Origin of the sequence: Streptomyces davaonensis JCM 4913 (assembly GCF_000349325.1) — a bacterium.
GTDB lineage: Bacteria > Actinomycetota > Actinomycetes > Streptomycetales > Streptomycetaceae > Streptomyces > Streptomyces davaonensis.
On sequence record NC_020504.1, the window covers coordinates 6,994,503 to 7,010,496 of the forward strand.

Consider the following 15,994-nt stretch of genomic DNA (forward strand, 5'->3'; position numbering starts at 1 on the left):
ACGCCCCTCAGGGAGCCGCCGCCTCACCCAGCTCGGCGGAGATCCGTCCCAGCTGGTCGAGGCGCTGCTCCAGGCTCGGGTGGGTGGAGAAGAGTCGCGAGAAACCGGGCTCGCGGCCCAGCGCCGGGGTGAAGTAGAAGGCGTTGAACGCCTGCGCCGTCCGCAGATCCTTGGTCGGGATGCGGGCGATGTCCCCGGAGACCTTGGTGAGCGCGGAGGCCAGCGCGGAGGGCCGCCCGGTGAGCAGCGCCGCCGCCCGGTCCGCCGCCAGCTCCCGGTACCGGGACAGGGCCCGGATCAACAGGAAGCTGATCGCGTACACGGCCGCCGACACCCCCATCACCGTGGCGAAGACGACCGCGGTGTTCTGGTCCCGCCGGCCCCCGCCGAACAACTGGCTGTAGAAGGCGAACCGCACGATCAGCCCGGCGATCACCCCGAGGAACGACGCGACCGTGATCACGGCGACGTCCTTGTGCGCCACATGCGACAGCTCGTGCGCCAGCACACCCTCCAGCTCGTGCGGCTCGAGCCGCCGCAGCAGCCCGGTCGTCACACACACCACGGCATGATCGGGATTGCGCCCGGTGGCGAACGCGTTCGGCATGTCCAGATCGGATACGGCGACCACCGGCTTCGGCATGTCGGCCAGCGCGCTCAGCCGGTCGACCACGCCGTGCAGCTCGGGATACTCCTCGCGCTCCACGACCCGTCCGCGCATCGCGAACAGCGCGAGCCGGTCGGAGAACCAGTACTGGGCCCCGAGGAACCCCGCGGCGACCACCACGACCAGCACCCAGGACTTCAGCAGCACGATCAGGGCGCCCACGAAGACCACGTACAACAGGCCCAGCAGGAACAAGGTGACCCCCATACGGGCGGTCAGGCCCCGATCACTACGAAAGCGGCTCTGCATCTTGCCTCACCCCGCAGTCAGGCACTCGTCCCACTGCCAGTGTGCATCGCCGCCGCGGCTGGTGTTTCTAGTACGGGCCCCGCAGATTCACATACCCGAGCAGCACGATGATCGCCGCGACGCTGCCCAGCACCACGGCCGTCGATATCCACGACCGGTGCCGCCCATGACGTACCGGATCCGGGTCGCCACGGAAGGGCACGGGTCCGGGCGGGTGCTCCTTCCAGCGCGCGGCCAGCATCCGCGCCCGCGCCGAAGGCTCTTTGTGCGCGGCGTCGTCCGCCCACTTGATGTCGAACTCCCGCTCGCCATCGCCCTGTTCGGTCATCCCCGTAAACCCTTCTCGAACAGCAGTACCCCCACCATACGACGGCGCCCCCGCCCTGAGAAACAGGAACGGGGGCGCCGCCGAACGGCTCAGGCGTCGATCACACGTCGAAGTACAGCTCGAACTCGTGCGGGTGCGGACGCAGCTGGAGCGGGGCGATCTCGTTGGCGCGCTTGAAGTCGATCCACGTCTCGATCAGGTCGGACGTGAAGACGTCACCGGCGAGCAGGAACTCGTGGTCGCGCTCCAGCGAGTCGAGGACGGCCGGGAGCGAGGTCGGGACCTGCGCCACGTTCGCGTGCTCCTCGGGAGCCAGCTCGTAGAGGTCCTTGTCGATCGGCTCGGCCGGCTCGATCTTGTTCTTGATGCCGTCCAGGCCCGCGAGCAGCAGCGCCGAGAAGGCCAGGTACGGGTTGCCGGAGGAGTCGGGCGCGCGGAACTCGACGCGCTTGGCCTTCGGGTTGGAGCCCGTGATCGGGATACGCATCGCGGCGGAGCGGTTGCGCTGCGAGTACACCAGGTTGATCGGCGCCTCGAAGCCCGGCACCAGACGGTGGTAGGAGTTCACCGTCGGGTTGGTGAAGGCCAGCAGCGACGGGGCGTGCTTGAGGATGCCGCCGATGTAGTAGCGGGCGGTGTCCGACAGGCCCGCGTAGCCGGCCTCGTCGTAGAACAGCGGGTCGCCATTGGCCCACAGCGACTGGTGCACGTGCATGCCCGAGCCGTTGTCACCGAAGATCGGCTTCGGCATGAAGGTCGCGGTCTTGCCGTTGCGCCAGGCCACGTTCTTCACGATGTACTTGAAGAGCTGGAGGTCGTCGGCCGCGGCGAGCAGCGTGTTGAACTTGTAGTTGATCTCGGCCTGGCCGGCGGTGCCCACCTCGTGGTGCTGGCGCTCGACCTTCAGGCCCTGCTTGTCCAGCTCCAGGGAGATCTCGGCGCGCAGGTCGGCGAAGTGGTCGACCGGCGGGACCGGGAAGTAGCCGCCCTTGTAGCGGACCTTGTAACCGCGGTTGTCCTCCAGCGCACCGGTGTTCCAGGCGCCCGCCTCGGAGTCGATGTGGTAGAAGGACTCGTTCGCGGTGGTGGCGAAACGCACGCTGTCGAAGACGTAGAACTCGGCCTCGGGACCGAAGTACGCGGTGTCCGCGATACCGGTCGAGGCGAGGTAGGCCTCCGCCTTCTTCGCCACGTTGCGCGGGTCGCGGGAGTACTGCTCGCCCGTGATCGGGTCGTGGATGAAGAAGTTGATGTTCAGCGTCTTGTCGCGGCGGAAGGGGTCGACCCGGGCGGTCGACAGGTCCGCGCGCAGCGCCATGTCGGACTCGTGGATGGCCTGGAAGCCACGGATCGACGAACCGTCGAACGCGAGCTCCTCGTCCGGGTCGAACGCCTCGACGGGCACCGTGAAGTGCTGCATCACGCCCGGCAGGTCGCAGAACCGGACGTCAACGAACTTGACCTCCTCGTCCGCGATGAACTTCTTGGCCTCGTCGGCGTTCTGGAACATCCAGCTCCTCCTACTCCCGAGCGCCTCGCCGGGGTGGTAGTTCGGTCGTGCGGCCAGTGCGGTGGCACACGCTGACCTCGACCCTAGGGACGCGTGATTTCTCGGGCGTGACCCATTTGTTTCGCACAAGTTAACCGGCCCGGGTTCCACCGTAGCTCCGACGCACCCCACCTGTCCTTGGTCATATCCGGGCGCAGTACCGTGGACGGGTGGACAACAGGCAAGCAATCGGATCGTGGCTCTCCGGGCCCCGCGCGGCCATGGAAGAGGCCGGTGTCGATCTCGGATACCGGGGCGAGCAGCTCGGTCTGCCGGAGCACGGGTCGGGCTCGATCGCCCGTCCGGGGCGGCGGCTCGGCGCTCTGGCCGTGGACTGGGCTCTGTGCCTCTTGATCGCATACGGCCTCATCACGCAGAGCTATAACGAGGCGGCCCAGATCTGGGCGCCGATCCTGCTCTTCGCGCTGATCGTGCTCACGGTCGGCACCCTGGGCTTCACCCCTGGTAAGCGGCTCTTCGGCCTGCGCGTGATCGCCCTCGACACCGGCCGTGTCCACCCGCTCCGGGTGCTGCTGCGCACGGTCCTGATGTTCCTCGCCGTCCCCGCCCTGATCTGGGACCGTGACGGCCGGGGCCTGCACGACCGGCTGGCGCGCACCGTCGAGGTCCGCATCTGAGCCCGTCCGGCCCGCCGGTCGGGTGACGCCCGCCCAGGTCACGGCCCGGGGTCCCGCCCCCGTCGAACCCTGTTCGAAACACTGCCGCCATGACCGGCGGAGGTGGTTGGACAGTGCCGTACGACAACACGTCGACGATCGTGACCCGGGCGTCCCGGGTCGCCGAGCTCGCGGCCCGGCACTCGGCGGAGGCGGAGGCCGCACGGCGGCTCTCGGCGCAGGTGGTCCACGCGGTGCGGGACGCGGGCTTCGCGCGGCACTTCGTGCCCCGGGCCCATGGCGGTACGGCCGGTGGCTTCACCGAGCTGACCTCCGCGGTCTTCCTGGTCGGCGAGGGCTGCACCTCGGCGGCCTGGGCGGCGTCGCTGTCCGCCTACGCCGGCCGGTACGCGGCCTTCCTGCCCGAGCGGGGACAGCGGGAGATCTGGGCGGACGGCCCGGACGCGCTGCTGGCTGCCGCGCTGATGCCCGCCGGCACGGCACAGCGGGTGCCCGGGGGCTGGCTGCTGAGCGGTGAGTGGAAGTACATCAGCGGCGTGCACTTCGCCGACTGGGCGCTGGCCTGCGCGGCCGTACCGGACGAGCCGTCCGCCGACCCCGACGGACGGCCCGCGGTGCGGTACTTCGCGGTACCGGCGGCCGACTTCACGATCAAGGACAGCTGGTACTCCGTGGGCATGTGCGGCACCGGCAGCGACACCCTGGTCCTCGCCGACGTCTTCGTGCCCGAGCACCGGACCCTGGCCCGCTCCGACGTCCACGTGGGCCGGGCGAACGGCTCGGACGCGCGCTGCCACCTCGTGCCGATGCACGCCGTGAACTCCCTGCCCTTCGCCGCCCCGCTGGTAGGCGCCGTACGCGGGGCGATGCGGTCCTGGGTCGAGCGCACCGGATCCCGCGTCGACCGGCGCGGCCGGGCCGTGGCGGAGCTGCCTTCCACCCAGGTCTCCCTGGCCCGCTCGGCCGCCGAGGCGGACGCCGCGGAACTCCTCGTACGGCGCACCGCGGCCGTCGCCGACGGTACCGAGACCCCGCCGGAGGGGGAGGCAGCGGTGCGCGGGGCCCGGGATCTGGCGCTCGCGGTGGAGCTGCTGGTCTCGGCGGTCGACCGGGTCTTCCGCACCAGCGGGACCTCAGGTCAGTCCTCCACCGACCCGGTGCAGCGCTTCTGGCGCGATGTGAACAGCGCCGCCTCCCATGTGGCGCTCTCCTTCGAGACCACGGGCGCGGCCTACGGCGCCTGGGCGCTGTCCGCCCGGACGTGACCTGCGGTTGCCGGTCGGTGACGGTACGCGCATAGTCGACGTGAACGCGGAGGTGGTGCGGCCGTGCGGACGGAGCAGGACACCGACATACCCGAGGCGACGGTGGCGCCCGAGGAGTTCCGGGCCGCGATGAGCCGCTTCCCCTCGGGCGTCGTGGTGGTGACCACCCGTTGTCCGGACGGCACCCCGCGCGGATTCACCGCCAGCTCCTTCTGCTCGGTGTCGCTGGATCCGCCGATGGTCCTGGTGTGCGTGGCGAACTCGGCCGACTCGGCGTCGTCGTTCGCCGGCTGCGACCGCTTCGCGGTGAGCGTGCTCTCCCCGGTCCACCGCCCGCTCGCGGAGCGCTTCGCCACCAAGGGCGCCGACAAGTTCGGCTGCGGCGGACTGCGGCTGAGCCCCGGCGGGCTGCCGACGGTCGAGCGGGCCCTGTCCGAGCTGGACTGCGTCGCACACGCACGACACCCGGCCGGGGACCATACGGTCCTGATCGGCCGGGTGACGGGTGTACGACTGGGGGAAGGGGCCCCGATGGTGTATTACGACCGGTCCTTCAGAACGCTGTCCTGAGGCTCGGCGGGCCTGGCTCAGGGCCTGGCTAGCGGGCCTTCGGGCCGCCCTTGGGGAGCTTCATGCCCTTCGGCATCGGACCCTTGGGCAGCGGCATGTTGCTCATCAGGTCGCCCAGGGCGCGCAGCCGGTCGTTGGTGGCGGTCACCTGGGGGCCGGAGAGCACCCGCGGCAGCTTCAGCATGGTCGTGCGCAGCTTCTTCAGCTCGACCTGGCCCTCGCCGACACCGACGATCAGATCGTGCACCGGCACGTCCGCGACGATGCGGTTCATCTTCTTCTTCTCGGCGGCCAGCAGGCTCTTCACCCGGTTCGGGTTGCCCTCGGCGACCAGGACGATGCCGGCCTTGCCGACGGCCCGGTGCACCACGTCCTGGCTGCGGTTCATCGCCACCGCGGGGGTGGTCGTCCAGCCCCGGCCGATGTTGTCCAGCACGGCCGCGGCGGCGCCCGGCTGGCCCTCCATCTGCCCGAAGGCGGCCCGCTCGGCCCGGCGCCCGAACACGATCGCCGTGCCGAGGAAGGCGAGGACGAAGCCCAGGATGCCGAGGTAGATCGGGTGACCGATCAGGAAGCCGATCGCGAGAAAGACACCGAGGATGAGGAGGAAGACGCCCGCGAGCACGAGGCCGATCGTCTTGTCGGCCTTCCGGGTCATCTTGTACGTCAGGGCGATCTGCTTCAGACGCCCGGGGTTAGCGGCATCCGCCGCGCTGTCACTTCTCGCCATGGCACGAAGTCTACGTGGCCCCGGGAGTGCCGACGACGGCAGTGCCGGTCACCGAAACGGTCAGGGACGATCAGGGGCGGGCGGAGTGCGCCCGCTCCAGCACCTGCTGTGCCTCGACCCGGTCCTTGGCGCGGCGGCGGTCCTCCAGGACGGACGTCCAGGCGTTGCGGCGGGCCGTGCGCTGGCCGCCGCTCATCAGCAGCGACTCGACGGCACGGAGTGCAGTGGTGAACGACGGAATGGCGGTGGCGCGAACCGGCGCGGCCTGCATGGTGGAGGTCCCCCCTCGGGATCGGCTTCGGGTGTACGTGGTGTGAGTCCAGCGTCACTGATTGGTGTTACCAGGGCGTGACCGACCGGTCAAACGCCAATGAAGCCTTGATATGTGGCCCGAAAACGTTGACGCGGCCCTGACGGCGCCCCCATCTGCGGGGACGCCCAGGACCGCGTCAATTGGCCACTACCGCCGGGTAGTTGCTTGTGCCCGGATTCACACGAATCCGATGACACTGCGTGCCATCAGACCGCCTGGGAGGCGATGAAAGCGCCTCGCTTCTCCACGGCCATCTGGTAGAGCCGACCGGCGCGGTACGAGGAGCGCACCAGCGGGCCGGACATCACACCGGAGAAGCCCAGCTGCTCGGCCTCCTCCTTCAGCTCCACGAACTCCTGCGGCTTGACCCAGCGCTCCACCGGGTGGTGGCGCACGGAGGGACGCAGGTACTGCGTGATGGTGATCAGCTCGCAGCCCGCCTCGTGCAGCTGCTTCAGCGCCTCGCTGACCTCCTCGCGGGTCTCGCCCATGCCGAGGATCAGGTTGGACTTGGTCACCAGGCCGAAGTCACGGGCGTCGGTGATGACCTTCAGCGAGCGGTCGTAGCGGAAGCCGGGGCGGATCCGCTTGAAGATCCGCGGGACCGTCTCGACGTTGTGCGCGAAGACCTCGGGGCGGGACTCGAAGACCTGCTGGAGCAGCTCCGGGACCGCGTTGAAGTCGGGGGCGAGCAGCTCGACCTTGGTGCGGCCGGCCGCGCGCTCGGCGGTCTGCTGGTGGATCTGGCGGACCGTCTCCGCGTACAGCCAGGCGCCGCCGTCCTCCAGGTCGTCGCGGGCGACGCCGGTGATGGTGGCGTAGTTGAGGTCCATGGTGACCACGGACTCGCCGACACGGCGCGGCTCGTCGCGGTCGAGGGCCTCGGGCTTGCCGGTGTCGATCTGGCAGAAGTCACAGCGCCGGGTGCACTGGTCGCCACCGATGAGGAAGGTCGCCTCGCGGTCCTCCCAGCACTCGTAGATGTTGGGACAGCCGGCTTCCTGGCAGACCGTGTGCAGGCCCTCGCTCTTCACGAGTTTCTGCATGGCGGTGTACTCGGGACCCATTTTCGCCCGGGTCTTGATCCACTCGGGCTTGCGCTCGATGGGGGTCTGGCTGTTCCGGACCTCCAGGCGCAGCATCTTGCGTCCGTCGGGTGCGACTGCGGACACGTCGGCTCCCTAGCGTTTGATTCTTCGGCGTTCTCAAGGGTACGCCCGTTGATTTGTTGGTCAGGCGTCGGTTATGCCGAGGCCCGCTCGATCTCGCGCGGCTTCAGGTCCGCGTTCTCCAGTACGTCGGTCAAGTGCCGCTCGATGACCGGCAGGACCTCGCCGATCGTGACGTCCCGGCCCAGCTCGGCGGCGAGCGAGGCGACGCCGGCGTCCCGGATGCCGCACGGGATGATGCGGTCGAACCACTTGTTGTCGGGGTTCACGTTGAGCGCGAAGCCGTGCATCGTGACGCCCTTGGCGACCCGGATCCCGATCGCCGCGATCTTGCGGTCCTCGCGGCGCTGGCCCGCGTTGGACGGGGCGTACTCGGGGCCGTTCAGACGCGGGTCGAACTCCTCGTCGGTCAGGCGCGGGTCGAAGTCGAGCGAGAGACCGCCGAGCGCCGGGCGCCGCTCGACCGGGTCGCCGAGCACCCACACCCCGCTGCGGCCCTCGACCCGGGTGGTCTCCAGGCCGAACTCCGCGCAGGTGCGGATCAGGGCCTCCTCCAGGCGCCGTACGTGTGCCACCACGTCCACCGGGCGCGGGAGCTTCTGGATCGGGTAGCCGACCAGCTGGCCCGGGCCATGCCAGGTGATCTTGCCGCCGCGGTCCACGTCGATGACCGGGGTGCCGTCGAGCGGGCGCTCGTTGTCCGCCGTGCGCCGGCCGGCCGTGTAGACCGGCGGGTGTTCGAGCAGCAGCACGGTGTCGGGGACCTCGTCGGCGAACCGCGCCGCGTGCACCCGGCGCTGCTCGTCCCAGGCCTCCTGGTACTCGACGGCGTCGCCGCCGAACCCCATACGGACGAACCGCAACTCACTCACGGCAAGCGCCTCCCTGGACGTCGTAAGGCACGAAGGGTGCCTACGCCACTGTACGACTGCCGGTCCAGCGTCAGTCTGGCGGCCAATCCTCACACGATCGGATGAACGGGTGAGGAAGAGTGCGATCACCTGCTCACTCTCCGCTACATTCGCGCCGTTCGCAGAGGCCATAAGGGCTGCTCACAGGCAATCCGGGCATGTCAAAGGCCTGGAAGGCAGGAGACCGCACCGCAGATGACGGAACGACCCGCGCAGCGCACTCCCAATCGACAGCTCGCCGCGCTCATCGCAGAAGCGGGGTTCTCCAACGCGGGTCTCGCCCGTCGCGTGGACCAGCTCGGACTCGAACACGGGCTGGACCTGAGATACGACAAGACATCCGTGACCCGGTGGCTGCGCGGACAGCAGCCCCGCGGCACCACCCCCGCCCTGATCGCCGAGGTCTTCACCCGCCGCCTCGGCCGTCGGCTCAGCGCCCAGGACCTCGGCCTGGACGCCTGCGCTCCCGTCTACGCGGGCCTGGAGTTCGCCGCCACCCCGGAAGAGGCCGTCGACATCATCAGCGGCCTGTGGCGCAAGGACTCCGGCAGCCATGCCGAGCTGCGCAAGATCGCCTTCACCCCGGCCGGTCTGGTCGTGCCCAGCCGGGACTGGCTGATCGGCCGGGCCGACGACAAGGTCGCGCACGGCGAGTCCACGGGCCGGGTGCCGGTCCAGGGCCGTCCCGCGGTGCCCCGCCAGCGCGGCCAGGCCGAGCGCGGACCCGGCCAGAAGGTCACCGGGGGCGACATCAACGCCCTGCGCTCGGTCGGCGAGCTCTTCCGCACGCTGGACAACATGTACGGCGGCGGCCACGCCCGGCAGGCCCTCGTGCGGTATCTGGAGCACGAGTGCGAGCCGATGCTGCGCGGCACGTACGGCGAGACGACCGGGCGCCGCCTGTTCGCCGCGGCGGCCGATCTGACCCGGCTCGCGGGCTGGACGTCGTACGACATCGCCGCGCACGGTCTCGCGCAGCGGTACTACGTCCAGTCGCTGCGGCTGGCTCAGGCCGCGGGGGACCGGGCGTACGGCTCCTATGTGCTGGTCACCATGAGCCGCCAGGCCGTGTATCTCGGGCACGGGCGGGAGGCGGTGCAGCTCGCCCGGGTCGCCCAGCAGGGCGTCGGCACCAACGCTCCGCCCACCGTCCAGGCGCTGCTGCACTCCGCCGAGGCGCGCGGACATGGCGTACTGGGGGAGGTGCGGGCGTGCACGGCGTCGCTGGTGCGGGCCGAGCGGGCGCTGGAGGCGGCCCGGCCCGCCGACGAAGTCCCGCACTGGGCGCGGTTCTTCGACGAGGCGCAGCTCGCGGACGAGTTCGGCCACTGCCACCGGGACCTGCAACAGTTCCGGGCCGCGGCGCAGCACGCCGAGCGTTCCCTCCAGCTCCGGGCCCCCGCCTTCGCCCGCAGCCGCCTCTTCTGCCGGGTCGTCCTCGCTTCCGCCCGCCTCGGCCTCGGCGAACTCGACCAGGCGTGTGCACTGGGCGTGGAGGCGGCGGGCCAGGCGGCGGAGATGCGGTCGGTGCGGGCGGTGGAGTACATCCGGGACTTCGAACGCCGCCTGGAGCCCTACAAGGACGCGGCACCGGTGAGGGGGTACCGGGACAAGGTCTCGGCGTTGGGCTGAGAACGGTCGGGCACCGCTGAGCGCGGTGCCCGACCTGTGGTCGTCACGCCGCCTTCGGCACCGTGGGCAGCGGGTCCGCTCGGTGCAGGGAGCCCGTTGCGCCCAGGTCCGTCAGGAGGGCGTCGGTGGCTCGGTGGGCCGAGTGCAGGGCTCCCTGGACCGTGCTGGTGTCGCGGTGGTCGCCGCAGACGTACAGGCCCGCCAGGAGGCGGACGGGGCGGCGTAGGTCATGGGGCGGGCGCATGGACGGTACGGCGTCCGGGGTGTGGTGGACCGCCAGCGTTTCCCATCGGGACGTGGGGGTGCCGTACAGGCGGGACAGGTGGGTGCGGACCGCTGTGTCGAGGTCTGCCGGGGGAGTGCCCAGTACCGTCGACGAGACCAGGGACCGGCCCTCGGGTGCGCGGGTCGGGTCCACCGCGCTCACCACCGCCGTGTGCGACACCGGGCCGCCCCGGTCGGCGTCCAGGAGGAGTGCCGCGCCGGTGGTGGGTGGCTCGTCCGTGGTGTGGTGGATCACCGTTACCGGGTGGAAGTCCGGTACTCGCAGTCCCGGCAGCAGCTCCGCCGCCGTCCGTGCCCCCGTGGCGAGCAGGACCGCCCGGCACCGGAACACCCCGTGCTCCGCCGTGGTCACCTCGGTCGTCGAGACCGAGGTGACCCGTACCCCGGTGTGCACGGTCCCGGGCGGCAGCGACCGGGCGAGGAGGTGCGGCAGCGCCTCCGCGCCCCCTTCCGGCACGCACAGCCGCCCGCTCGCGAACGAGTGCAGGGCCAGATCCGCGCACCGGCTGGACGACGTCAGGTCCGGATCGCACAGGAGCGCGGACAGAAGCGGGCGCAGGAAGCCGTCGACCGCGCGCGCCGGTAGGCCGCGGTCGGTCAGGGCCTGTCCGGCCGGTACCTCGGCGCGGGTCAGCAGCCGTTCGACGGGCGTCCCCGCGAGCCGGACCAGTGCCGCGGCGAGCCGTGCCTGGTCGACCGCCGTGCCCAGCGGCGCACGCGGCGCACGCGGCGCCGAAATGGGCCGGGGGGCGCTCGCCAGGGCGCGCACCGCGTGGAGTGCGCCCCTCGCGCCCCCCTGAGCCGCCGGAGCGCCCACCCGATGCCGGTGTCCGTCGCTGTGCAGCAGAACCCCCGGTGCGAAGGTGCACAGGGCGAGCACGTCGAGTCCCGGGGTCATCCGCAGTTCGGGGTACGACGTGGACATCAACTGCCCGATGCGGTCGAGCCGGAAGCCGTCGACCTTCTCGGTCGACATGCGGCCGCCCACGTCATGGGCGGCCTCCAGGACTACGGTCGTCACTCCTGCGCTGGTCAGCCGATGGGCCGCGGCGAGGCCGGCGATCCCGGCTCCCACCACGACGACGTCCGCCTGGTACGCGGGCTCAAGCACGTGCCCCTCCTCGACGTTGAGTGGCCGGTGGAGACGTCATGCCCCCAACTGGCTCCGGGGATACCCGAGTTCGGGTCGAGGTTAGGGCTGTGATCGGTCAAGGGAAGTCGCGCATCGGCAGGGCACGGTCGCACAACGGTCGCATACGGACAAGAAGTTGGTCGTACGACGTCACAGCGCTGCTCGTACCGCCCCCTCGATGTCAGGGAACGCGAAGGTGAACCCCGACTCCAGCAGTCGCTTCGGCACCGCCCGGGTACTGCCGAGCACATCCCCGGACAGCTCCCCGAGCACCGTGCGCAGCACCGGCTCCGGCACCGTGAACAGGGTCGGCCGGTTCAGCACCCGGCCCATCGCCGCGGTGATCTCACGGTTCGTCAGCGGCTCGGGCGCGGTCACGTTGAACGGCCCCGACAGATCGTCCGAGTCCAGCAGATGCCGGATCGCCGCCACCTCGTCGTGCAGCGAGACCCACGACCAGTACTGCCGCCCGCTGCCCAGCCGCCCGCCGAGCCCCGCCTCGAACAGCGGGAACAGCCGCCCCCAGGCCCCGCCGTGCCGGGCCACCACCAGACCGGTGCGCACGAACACCGTGCGCACCCCCGCCCGTTCCGCGGGGGACGCTGCGGCCTCCCAGCGCACGCACAGTTCCGGCAGGAAGCCCTGCCCGGGCGGCGCGCTCTCGTCGACGACCCGGTCGCCGGTGTCGCCGTAGTAGCCGATCGCGCTGCCGTTGACGAAGACCCGCGGTGGGGTGTCCAGCGACGCCATGGCCTCCGCGAGGGCCGCCGTGCCCAGCAGCCGGCTGCCCTGGATCCGCGCCTTGTACGCCTTCGTCCAGCGCCGCGATCCCACCCCCGCCCCGGCCAGGTTGACCACCGCGTGGCAGCCGGTGAGATCGGCCGCGTCGACGAACCTGGCCTCGGGGTCCCAGCGGATCTCGTCCTTCGTCCGCGGCACGCGTCGCACCAGGCGCACCACTTCGTGCCCGTCCGCCGTCAGGGACCGGACCAGGGCACTCCCGATCAGCCCGGAGGCCCCGGCCACCGCGATTCTTGAGCGTTCCATGGCCCCATCCTGTGTCGGCCGCCGTAAATGCCTGGTCAGCTACGCCTGTCGGCGCCGTAAGGTGACCCGCATGCCTGAGTCGCACGCGTCGCCCCGCATACGCACCGCCCTGCCCGAGGACGAGCAGGAGCTGGCCCGCCTCGACCGGGACACGTGGTCGACGCTGCACGCGGTCACCCCCCGCCCGCAACCGCCGTACCGTCCCTTCTTCGACGAGCGCCACCTCCCCGAGGACCATCTGGTCGCCGAACTGGACCGGCGCCTCGTCGGCTACATCCGGCTCGCCTTCCCCACACCGCTCGCCTCGAACACGCATGTGCGGCAGATCCAGGGCCTCGCCGTCTCCGACGCGGCGCGTGGACACGGCGTCGGACGGGCGCTGATCCGGGCGGCCGCCGAGGAGGCCCGCCGCCGCGGCGCCCGCCGGCTCACCCTGCGCGTCCTCGGCCACAACACCCCGGCCCGCAAGCTGTACGAGTCCGAGGGGTTCGTGGTGGAGGGCGTGCTGCCCGAGGAGTTCTTCCTGGAAGGCGCCTACGTCGACGACGTCGTCATGGGCCTCCGCCTCTGACCCTGGCCTCCTGCCACGGACCCTCTACGAGGTGACCAGCTCGCCCGTGTCCACCGGCGCCGTCGCGTCCGCGGCCCGCTCCGCGTCCTCGGTGACCTCCGCCGCCGTCAGCACATAGCCGGTCTCGGCGTCGGACGTGGAGCGGGCGAAGACCACCCCGTACACCCGGCCCTCGGTGGTCAGCAGCGGGCCGCCGGAGTTGCCGGGGCGGACGGTGGAGCGGATCGAGTAGATCTCGCGGGTGACGATGTCGTCGTTGTAGATGTTCTGGCCGTTCGCCCGCACCCGGCTCGCGACCGTGGCCGCCTGGAGATTCAGGTCGCCGTCCTCGGGATAGCCCGCGACCACCGCGGAGTCGCCGCGCTCCGCACTGTCGTCCCACTTCAGCACCGGCGCGCTCAGCTCCGGCACGTACAGCACCGCCACATCCTTGTCGGGGTCGAACAGCACCACCCGCGACTCGTACGCCGGTCCCACCCCGCCGACCCGCACGCTCGGCTCGTCGAGGCCGGCCACCACATGGGCGTTGGTCATCACATGGCGCGGCGCGTACACGAAGCCGCTGCCCTCGCGGCCCTGAGTGCCCGAGACACCCTCGATCTTGACCGTGCTCAGCTTGGCGGCGTTCGTCGCGGCGGCGGTGACGCTGTCGCCGGTGGGTTTGGCGACCTCGGCCGTGGACTCGTTCTCGAACGGGTTGAACACCTGCGGGAACCCCGCCTCGGTGAGCGCGGAGGTGGCCCGCGAGAACCAGGCCGGGGTGGTGTCCGGCATCGCGTCCTGGACCGTCCCCAGCACCCGGGAGTCCCGGATCGCCGAGGTCAGCAGCGGTGAGGAGGAGGCGGCCAGCACGCTCGCCGCGACCCAGGCCACGATCAGCACGGCCACCGAGTTGGCGACCGCCCCGCCGACCCCGTCGGCGACCCTGAGCGGCCCCTGGTCCAGCTCCCGGCGCAGCCGCAGCGCAAGACGCCCCGCCAGCTCGTGCCCCACCGCCGCCGGGACCAGCACGGTGAGCACCGCGGTCACCGTCGCCGCCGTGGTCCCCGGCTCCACCAGGTCCATCAGCCACGGCAGCACCCACACGCCGATGACCGCGCCGCCCACGAACCCGGCGAACGAGACGCACCCCGCCACCAGACCGCGCCGGTAGCCGGATGCCGCGTAGGCCAGGATCACCAGCAACAGCAGGATGTCGAGCAGGTCCACGGAGCCGCCTTTCTCTCGGACCGTCCAGTACGCACATCCAGTACGCACGGAACGGGCCCAGTGATCAGCCGCGCGCGCGTGCCCGCCGGAACCGGTCACGCGTGCGTGTACCCCGGAAAACGCCGCAGACCATCACGATGGTTCCACCAGGTGGCAGACCACACATCGCGGGCGGAGCGGATCCGTCGGACAGTGGGTCCATGCGTGTCTTCCGACCGGCCTTCCGAAGAGCGCGGGGGGCGCGGAGGCGTCGCGCCCCCCGGATACCCCGCGCGGCCCTCGTCGCACTCGGCTGTCTGCCGGGGCTGGCCGCCGTCACGGCGCTGGCCCTGTGCGCGAGCGGCGTGGAACGCCCCGGCGCGACCGCCGCACGGCCCCTGGCGGCCCGCCCGGCCGCCGCGCACACCGCCACCCGGCCGCCCGTCGTGCCGCGCTCCGCCTGGCTCGACGAGGACACCCGGCGCCATCAGCCGCCGCCGCGCTACGACGACAAGGTCGTCGCCGTCTTCATCCACCACACCGACTCGCCCAACGCCTACGACTGCGCCGAGGCCCCTCGCATCATCCGCTACCTGTACGCGGGGCAGACCGGCTCCCGGGACTGGGACGACATCGGCTACAACTTCCTCGTCGACCGCTGCGGCACCATCTACGAGGGCCGCGCGGGCGGCGTCACCCGCCCCGTCACCGGCGCCCACACCCAGGGCTTCAACCACCGCACCGCCGGGATCGCCGCCCTCGGCACGTTCACCGCAGGCGCCGAGGTGCCGAAGGCGATGACCGACTCCATCGCCGCGCTGGCCGCCTGGAAGCTGGGCCTGTCCGACACCGACCCGCGCGCCAAGGTGCGCCTGGTCTCCAGCAACAACGGCAGCCGCTACGCCCGCGGCACCGCGGCCACCCTGCACGCCCTGGCCGGGCATCAGGAGGGCTACATGACGAGCTGCCCGGGCGCCGCGCTCAGCGCCCGGCTCCCGGAGATCCGGAACCTGGCCGCCCGCCTCCAGGGCCGCCGCTGAGCCTCACAGCGAGACCACAGGCGGAGCTGAGCGGCCGGGCGGCTCCGGTCGCGGTGGCGCTGCGCGGTGCCGCCGGGCTGGGAAGGGGCGCGGGGAACTGCGCGACGAGCCACGACGGTGCCGCAGCCGCCGTACGACACACCGAGGCAATTCCAGCGGCGAAGTCGGCGGAGCGTTCAGTCCCGGAACCGTTCCCACAGCTTGGGGTAACGGTCCGCCAGGGCCTGTTCGTTCTCGAAGGCGACCGGGGCGCCCGCCGGTTCCGCCGCGGCGGGTGGGATGCCGAGGTCCGGGGCGACCGTGCCGGTGAGCTGCTCATAGGCCTCGTCGGCCGCGTAGCCGAGCTCCTCGCCGTCGCCGTCGAACTCCTCGTCGAACTCGTCCAGGAGATCGGCGAGCGAGTCGGGATCGTGCACCCCGCCCTCGTACACGTCCCGGCCCTGGCCGATCAGCCAGCACCGGAAGAAGTCGAAGGCGTCGTCGCTGGCACCGTCCAGCAGCACCCAGGCGGCGCCCCACAAATCCCAGGTGTACGCACGGTTGTAGCGGGCCTCGAAGTGACGGGCGAAGTCCAGGACCATCTCGGGATCCAGCTGGAGGAGCCGGTCCACCAACAGGTCGGCCTGCTCCTCCGGGTCGCCCTCTGCTCTCTCGCGGGCGGCGTCCACCAGCTCCCAGAACTCCGTCTCGTCCATCACGGGTCCAGCATC

General features: G+C 71.3%; 17 protein-coding genes. 6 read left to right on the plus strand and 11 right to left on the minus strand.

The features are described 5' to 3' along the window. Positions 1–7: 7 nt before the first annotated feature. From htpX to glnA, 3 genes are all read right to left on the minus strand, one after another. Positions 8–916: a zinc metalloprotease HtpX gene (gene htpX / locus BN159_RS30845; RefSeq protein ID WP_015660942.1), complete on the minus strand. Its 909-nt coding sequence runs from the start codon at positions 914–916 to the stop codon at positions 8–10. Between the two features lie 67 nt (positions 917–983). Beyond that, the gene (locus tag BN159_RS30850; RefSeq protein ID WP_015660943.1) at positions 984–1,244 is read right to left on the minus strand and encodes an SCO2583/SCO2584 N-terminal domain-containing protein; all 261 of its coding nucleotides are present in this window, start codon (positions 1,242–1,244) and stop codon (positions 984–986) included. A gap of 100 nt (positions 1,245–1,344) precedes the next feature. Continuing rightward, a complete protein-coding gene (gene glnA, locus BN159_RS30855) occupies positions 1,345–2,754 on the minus strand; it encodes a type I glutamate--ammonia ligase (RefSeq protein ID WP_015660944.1) in 1,410 nt (469 codons plus the stop codon). A gap of 209 nt (positions 2,755–2,963) precedes the next feature. Here glnA and BN159_RS30860 point away from each other — a divergent pair, with 209 nt between their 5' ends. From BN159_RS30860 to BN159_RS30870, 3 genes are all read left to right on the plus strand, one after another. Further along, positions 2,964–3,431 (plus strand): RDD family protein, encoded by a 468-nt coding sequence (locus BN159_RS30860; protein ID WP_041820055.1) that lies wholly within the window; start codon positions 2,964–2,966, stop codon positions 3,429–3,431. A gap of 89 nt (positions 3,432–3,520) precedes the next feature. Beyond that, positions 3,521–4,696: an acyl-CoA dehydrogenase family protein gene (locus tag BN159_RS30865; protein ID WP_063608109.1), complete on the plus strand. Its 1,176-nt coding sequence runs from the start codon at positions 3,521–3,523 to the stop codon at positions 4,694–4,696. Positions 4,697–4,759: 63 nt separating this feature from the next. Further along, positions 4,760–5,266: a flavin reductase family protein gene (locus tag BN159_RS30870; protein WP_015660947.1), complete on the plus strand. Its 507-nt coding sequence runs from the start codon at positions 4,760–4,762 to the stop codon at positions 5,264–5,266. A gap of 28 nt (positions 5,267–5,294) precedes the next feature. Here BN159_RS30870 and BN159_RS30875 read toward each other — a convergent pair whose 3' ends face one another. The 4 genes from BN159_RS30875 to lipB form a co-directional block, all read right to left on the minus strand. Then, a complete protein-coding gene (locus BN159_RS30875; protein ID WP_015660948.1) occupies positions 5,295–5,996 on the minus strand; it encodes a DUF4191 domain-containing protein in 702 nt (233 codons plus the stop codon). Positions 5,997–6,066: 70 nt separating this feature from the next. Continuing rightward, positions 6,067–6,267, minus strand: a complete 201-nt coding sequence (locus BN159_RS30880; protein ID WP_015660949.1) for an SCO2195 family GlnR-regulated protein — start codon at positions 6,265–6,267, stop codon at positions 6,067–6,069. A gap of 248 nt (positions 6,268–6,515) precedes the next feature. Then, positions 6,516–7,481 carry a lipoyl synthase gene (lipA, locus tag BN159_RS30885; RefSeq protein ID WP_015660950.1) on the minus strand — a complete coding sequence of 322 codons (966 nt, stop codon included), beginning with the start codon at positions 7,479–7,481 and terminating at the stop codon, positions 6,516–6,518. 71 nt (positions 7,482–7,552) lie between these two features. After that, the gene (gene lipB, locus BN159_RS30890) at positions 7,553–8,350 is read right to left on the minus strand and encodes a lipoyl(octanoyl) transferase LipB (protein ID WP_015660951.1); all 798 of its coding nucleotides are present in this window, start codon (positions 8,348–8,350) and stop codon (positions 7,553–7,555) included. A gap of 234 nt (positions 8,351–8,584) precedes the next feature. Between lipB and BN159_RS30895 the strand changes: the two genes are divergently transcribed. Then, positions 8,585–10,021, plus strand: a complete 1,437-nt coding sequence (locus BN159_RS30895; protein ID WP_015660952.1) for a hypothetical protein — start codon at positions 8,585–8,587, stop codon at positions 10,019–10,021. A 43-nt stretch (positions 10,022–10,064) separates the two neighbouring features. On the opposite strand, the gene BN159_RS30900 is transcribed toward BN159_RS30895, so the two are convergent. Both BN159_RS30900 and BN159_RS30905 read right to left on the minus strand, forming a co-directional pair. Then, on the minus strand, positions 10,065–11,417 hold the full coding sequence (locus tag BN159_RS30900; protein ID WP_015660953.1) for an NAD(P)/FAD-dependent oxidoreductase: 1,353 nt from the start codon (positions 11,415–11,417) through the stop codon (positions 10,065–10,067). Positions 11,418–11,588: 171 nt separating this feature from the next. Then, the gene (locus BN159_RS30905; protein ID WP_015660954.1) at positions 11,589–12,485 is read right to left on the minus strand and encodes a TIGR01777 family oxidoreductase; all 897 of its coding nucleotides are present in this window, start codon (positions 12,483–12,485) and stop codon (positions 11,589–11,591) included. A gap of 70 nt (positions 12,486–12,555) precedes the next feature. On the opposite strand from BN159_RS30905, the gene BN159_RS30910 reads away from it, so the two are divergent. Continuing rightward, positions 12,556–13,056: a GNAT family N-acetyltransferase gene (locus BN159_RS30910; RefSeq protein WP_015660955.1), complete on the plus strand. Its 501-nt coding sequence runs from the start codon at positions 12,556–12,558 to the stop codon at positions 13,054–13,056. A 24-nt stretch (positions 13,057–13,080) separates the two neighbouring features. Here the strand turns inward: BN159_RS30910 and BN159_RS30915 are convergent, their stop codons facing one another. Further along, positions 13,081–14,265 carry a MarP family serine protease gene (locus BN159_RS30915; RefSeq protein WP_015660956.1) on the minus strand — a complete coding sequence of 395 codons (1,185 nt, stop codon included), beginning with the start codon at positions 14,263–14,265 and terminating at the stop codon, positions 13,081–13,083. Between the two features lie 200 nt (positions 14,266–14,465). On the opposite strand from BN159_RS30915, the gene BN159_RS30920 reads away from it, so the two are divergent. After that, positions 14,466–15,284 (plus strand): peptidoglycan recognition protein family protein, encoded by an 819-nt coding sequence (locus tag BN159_RS30920; protein WP_015660957.1) that lies wholly within the window; start codon positions 14,466–14,468, stop codon positions 15,282–15,284. 176 nt (positions 15,285–15,460) lie between these two features. Here BN159_RS30920 and BN159_RS30925 read toward each other — a convergent pair whose 3' ends face one another. Next, positions 15,461–15,979 carry a DUF4240 domain-containing protein gene (locus BN159_RS30925; protein ID WP_015660958.1) on the minus strand — a complete coding sequence of 173 codons (519 nt, stop codon included), beginning with the start codon at positions 15,977–15,979 and terminating at the stop codon, positions 15,461–15,463. Between the last annotated feature and the right edge of the window lie 15 nt (positions 15,980–15,994).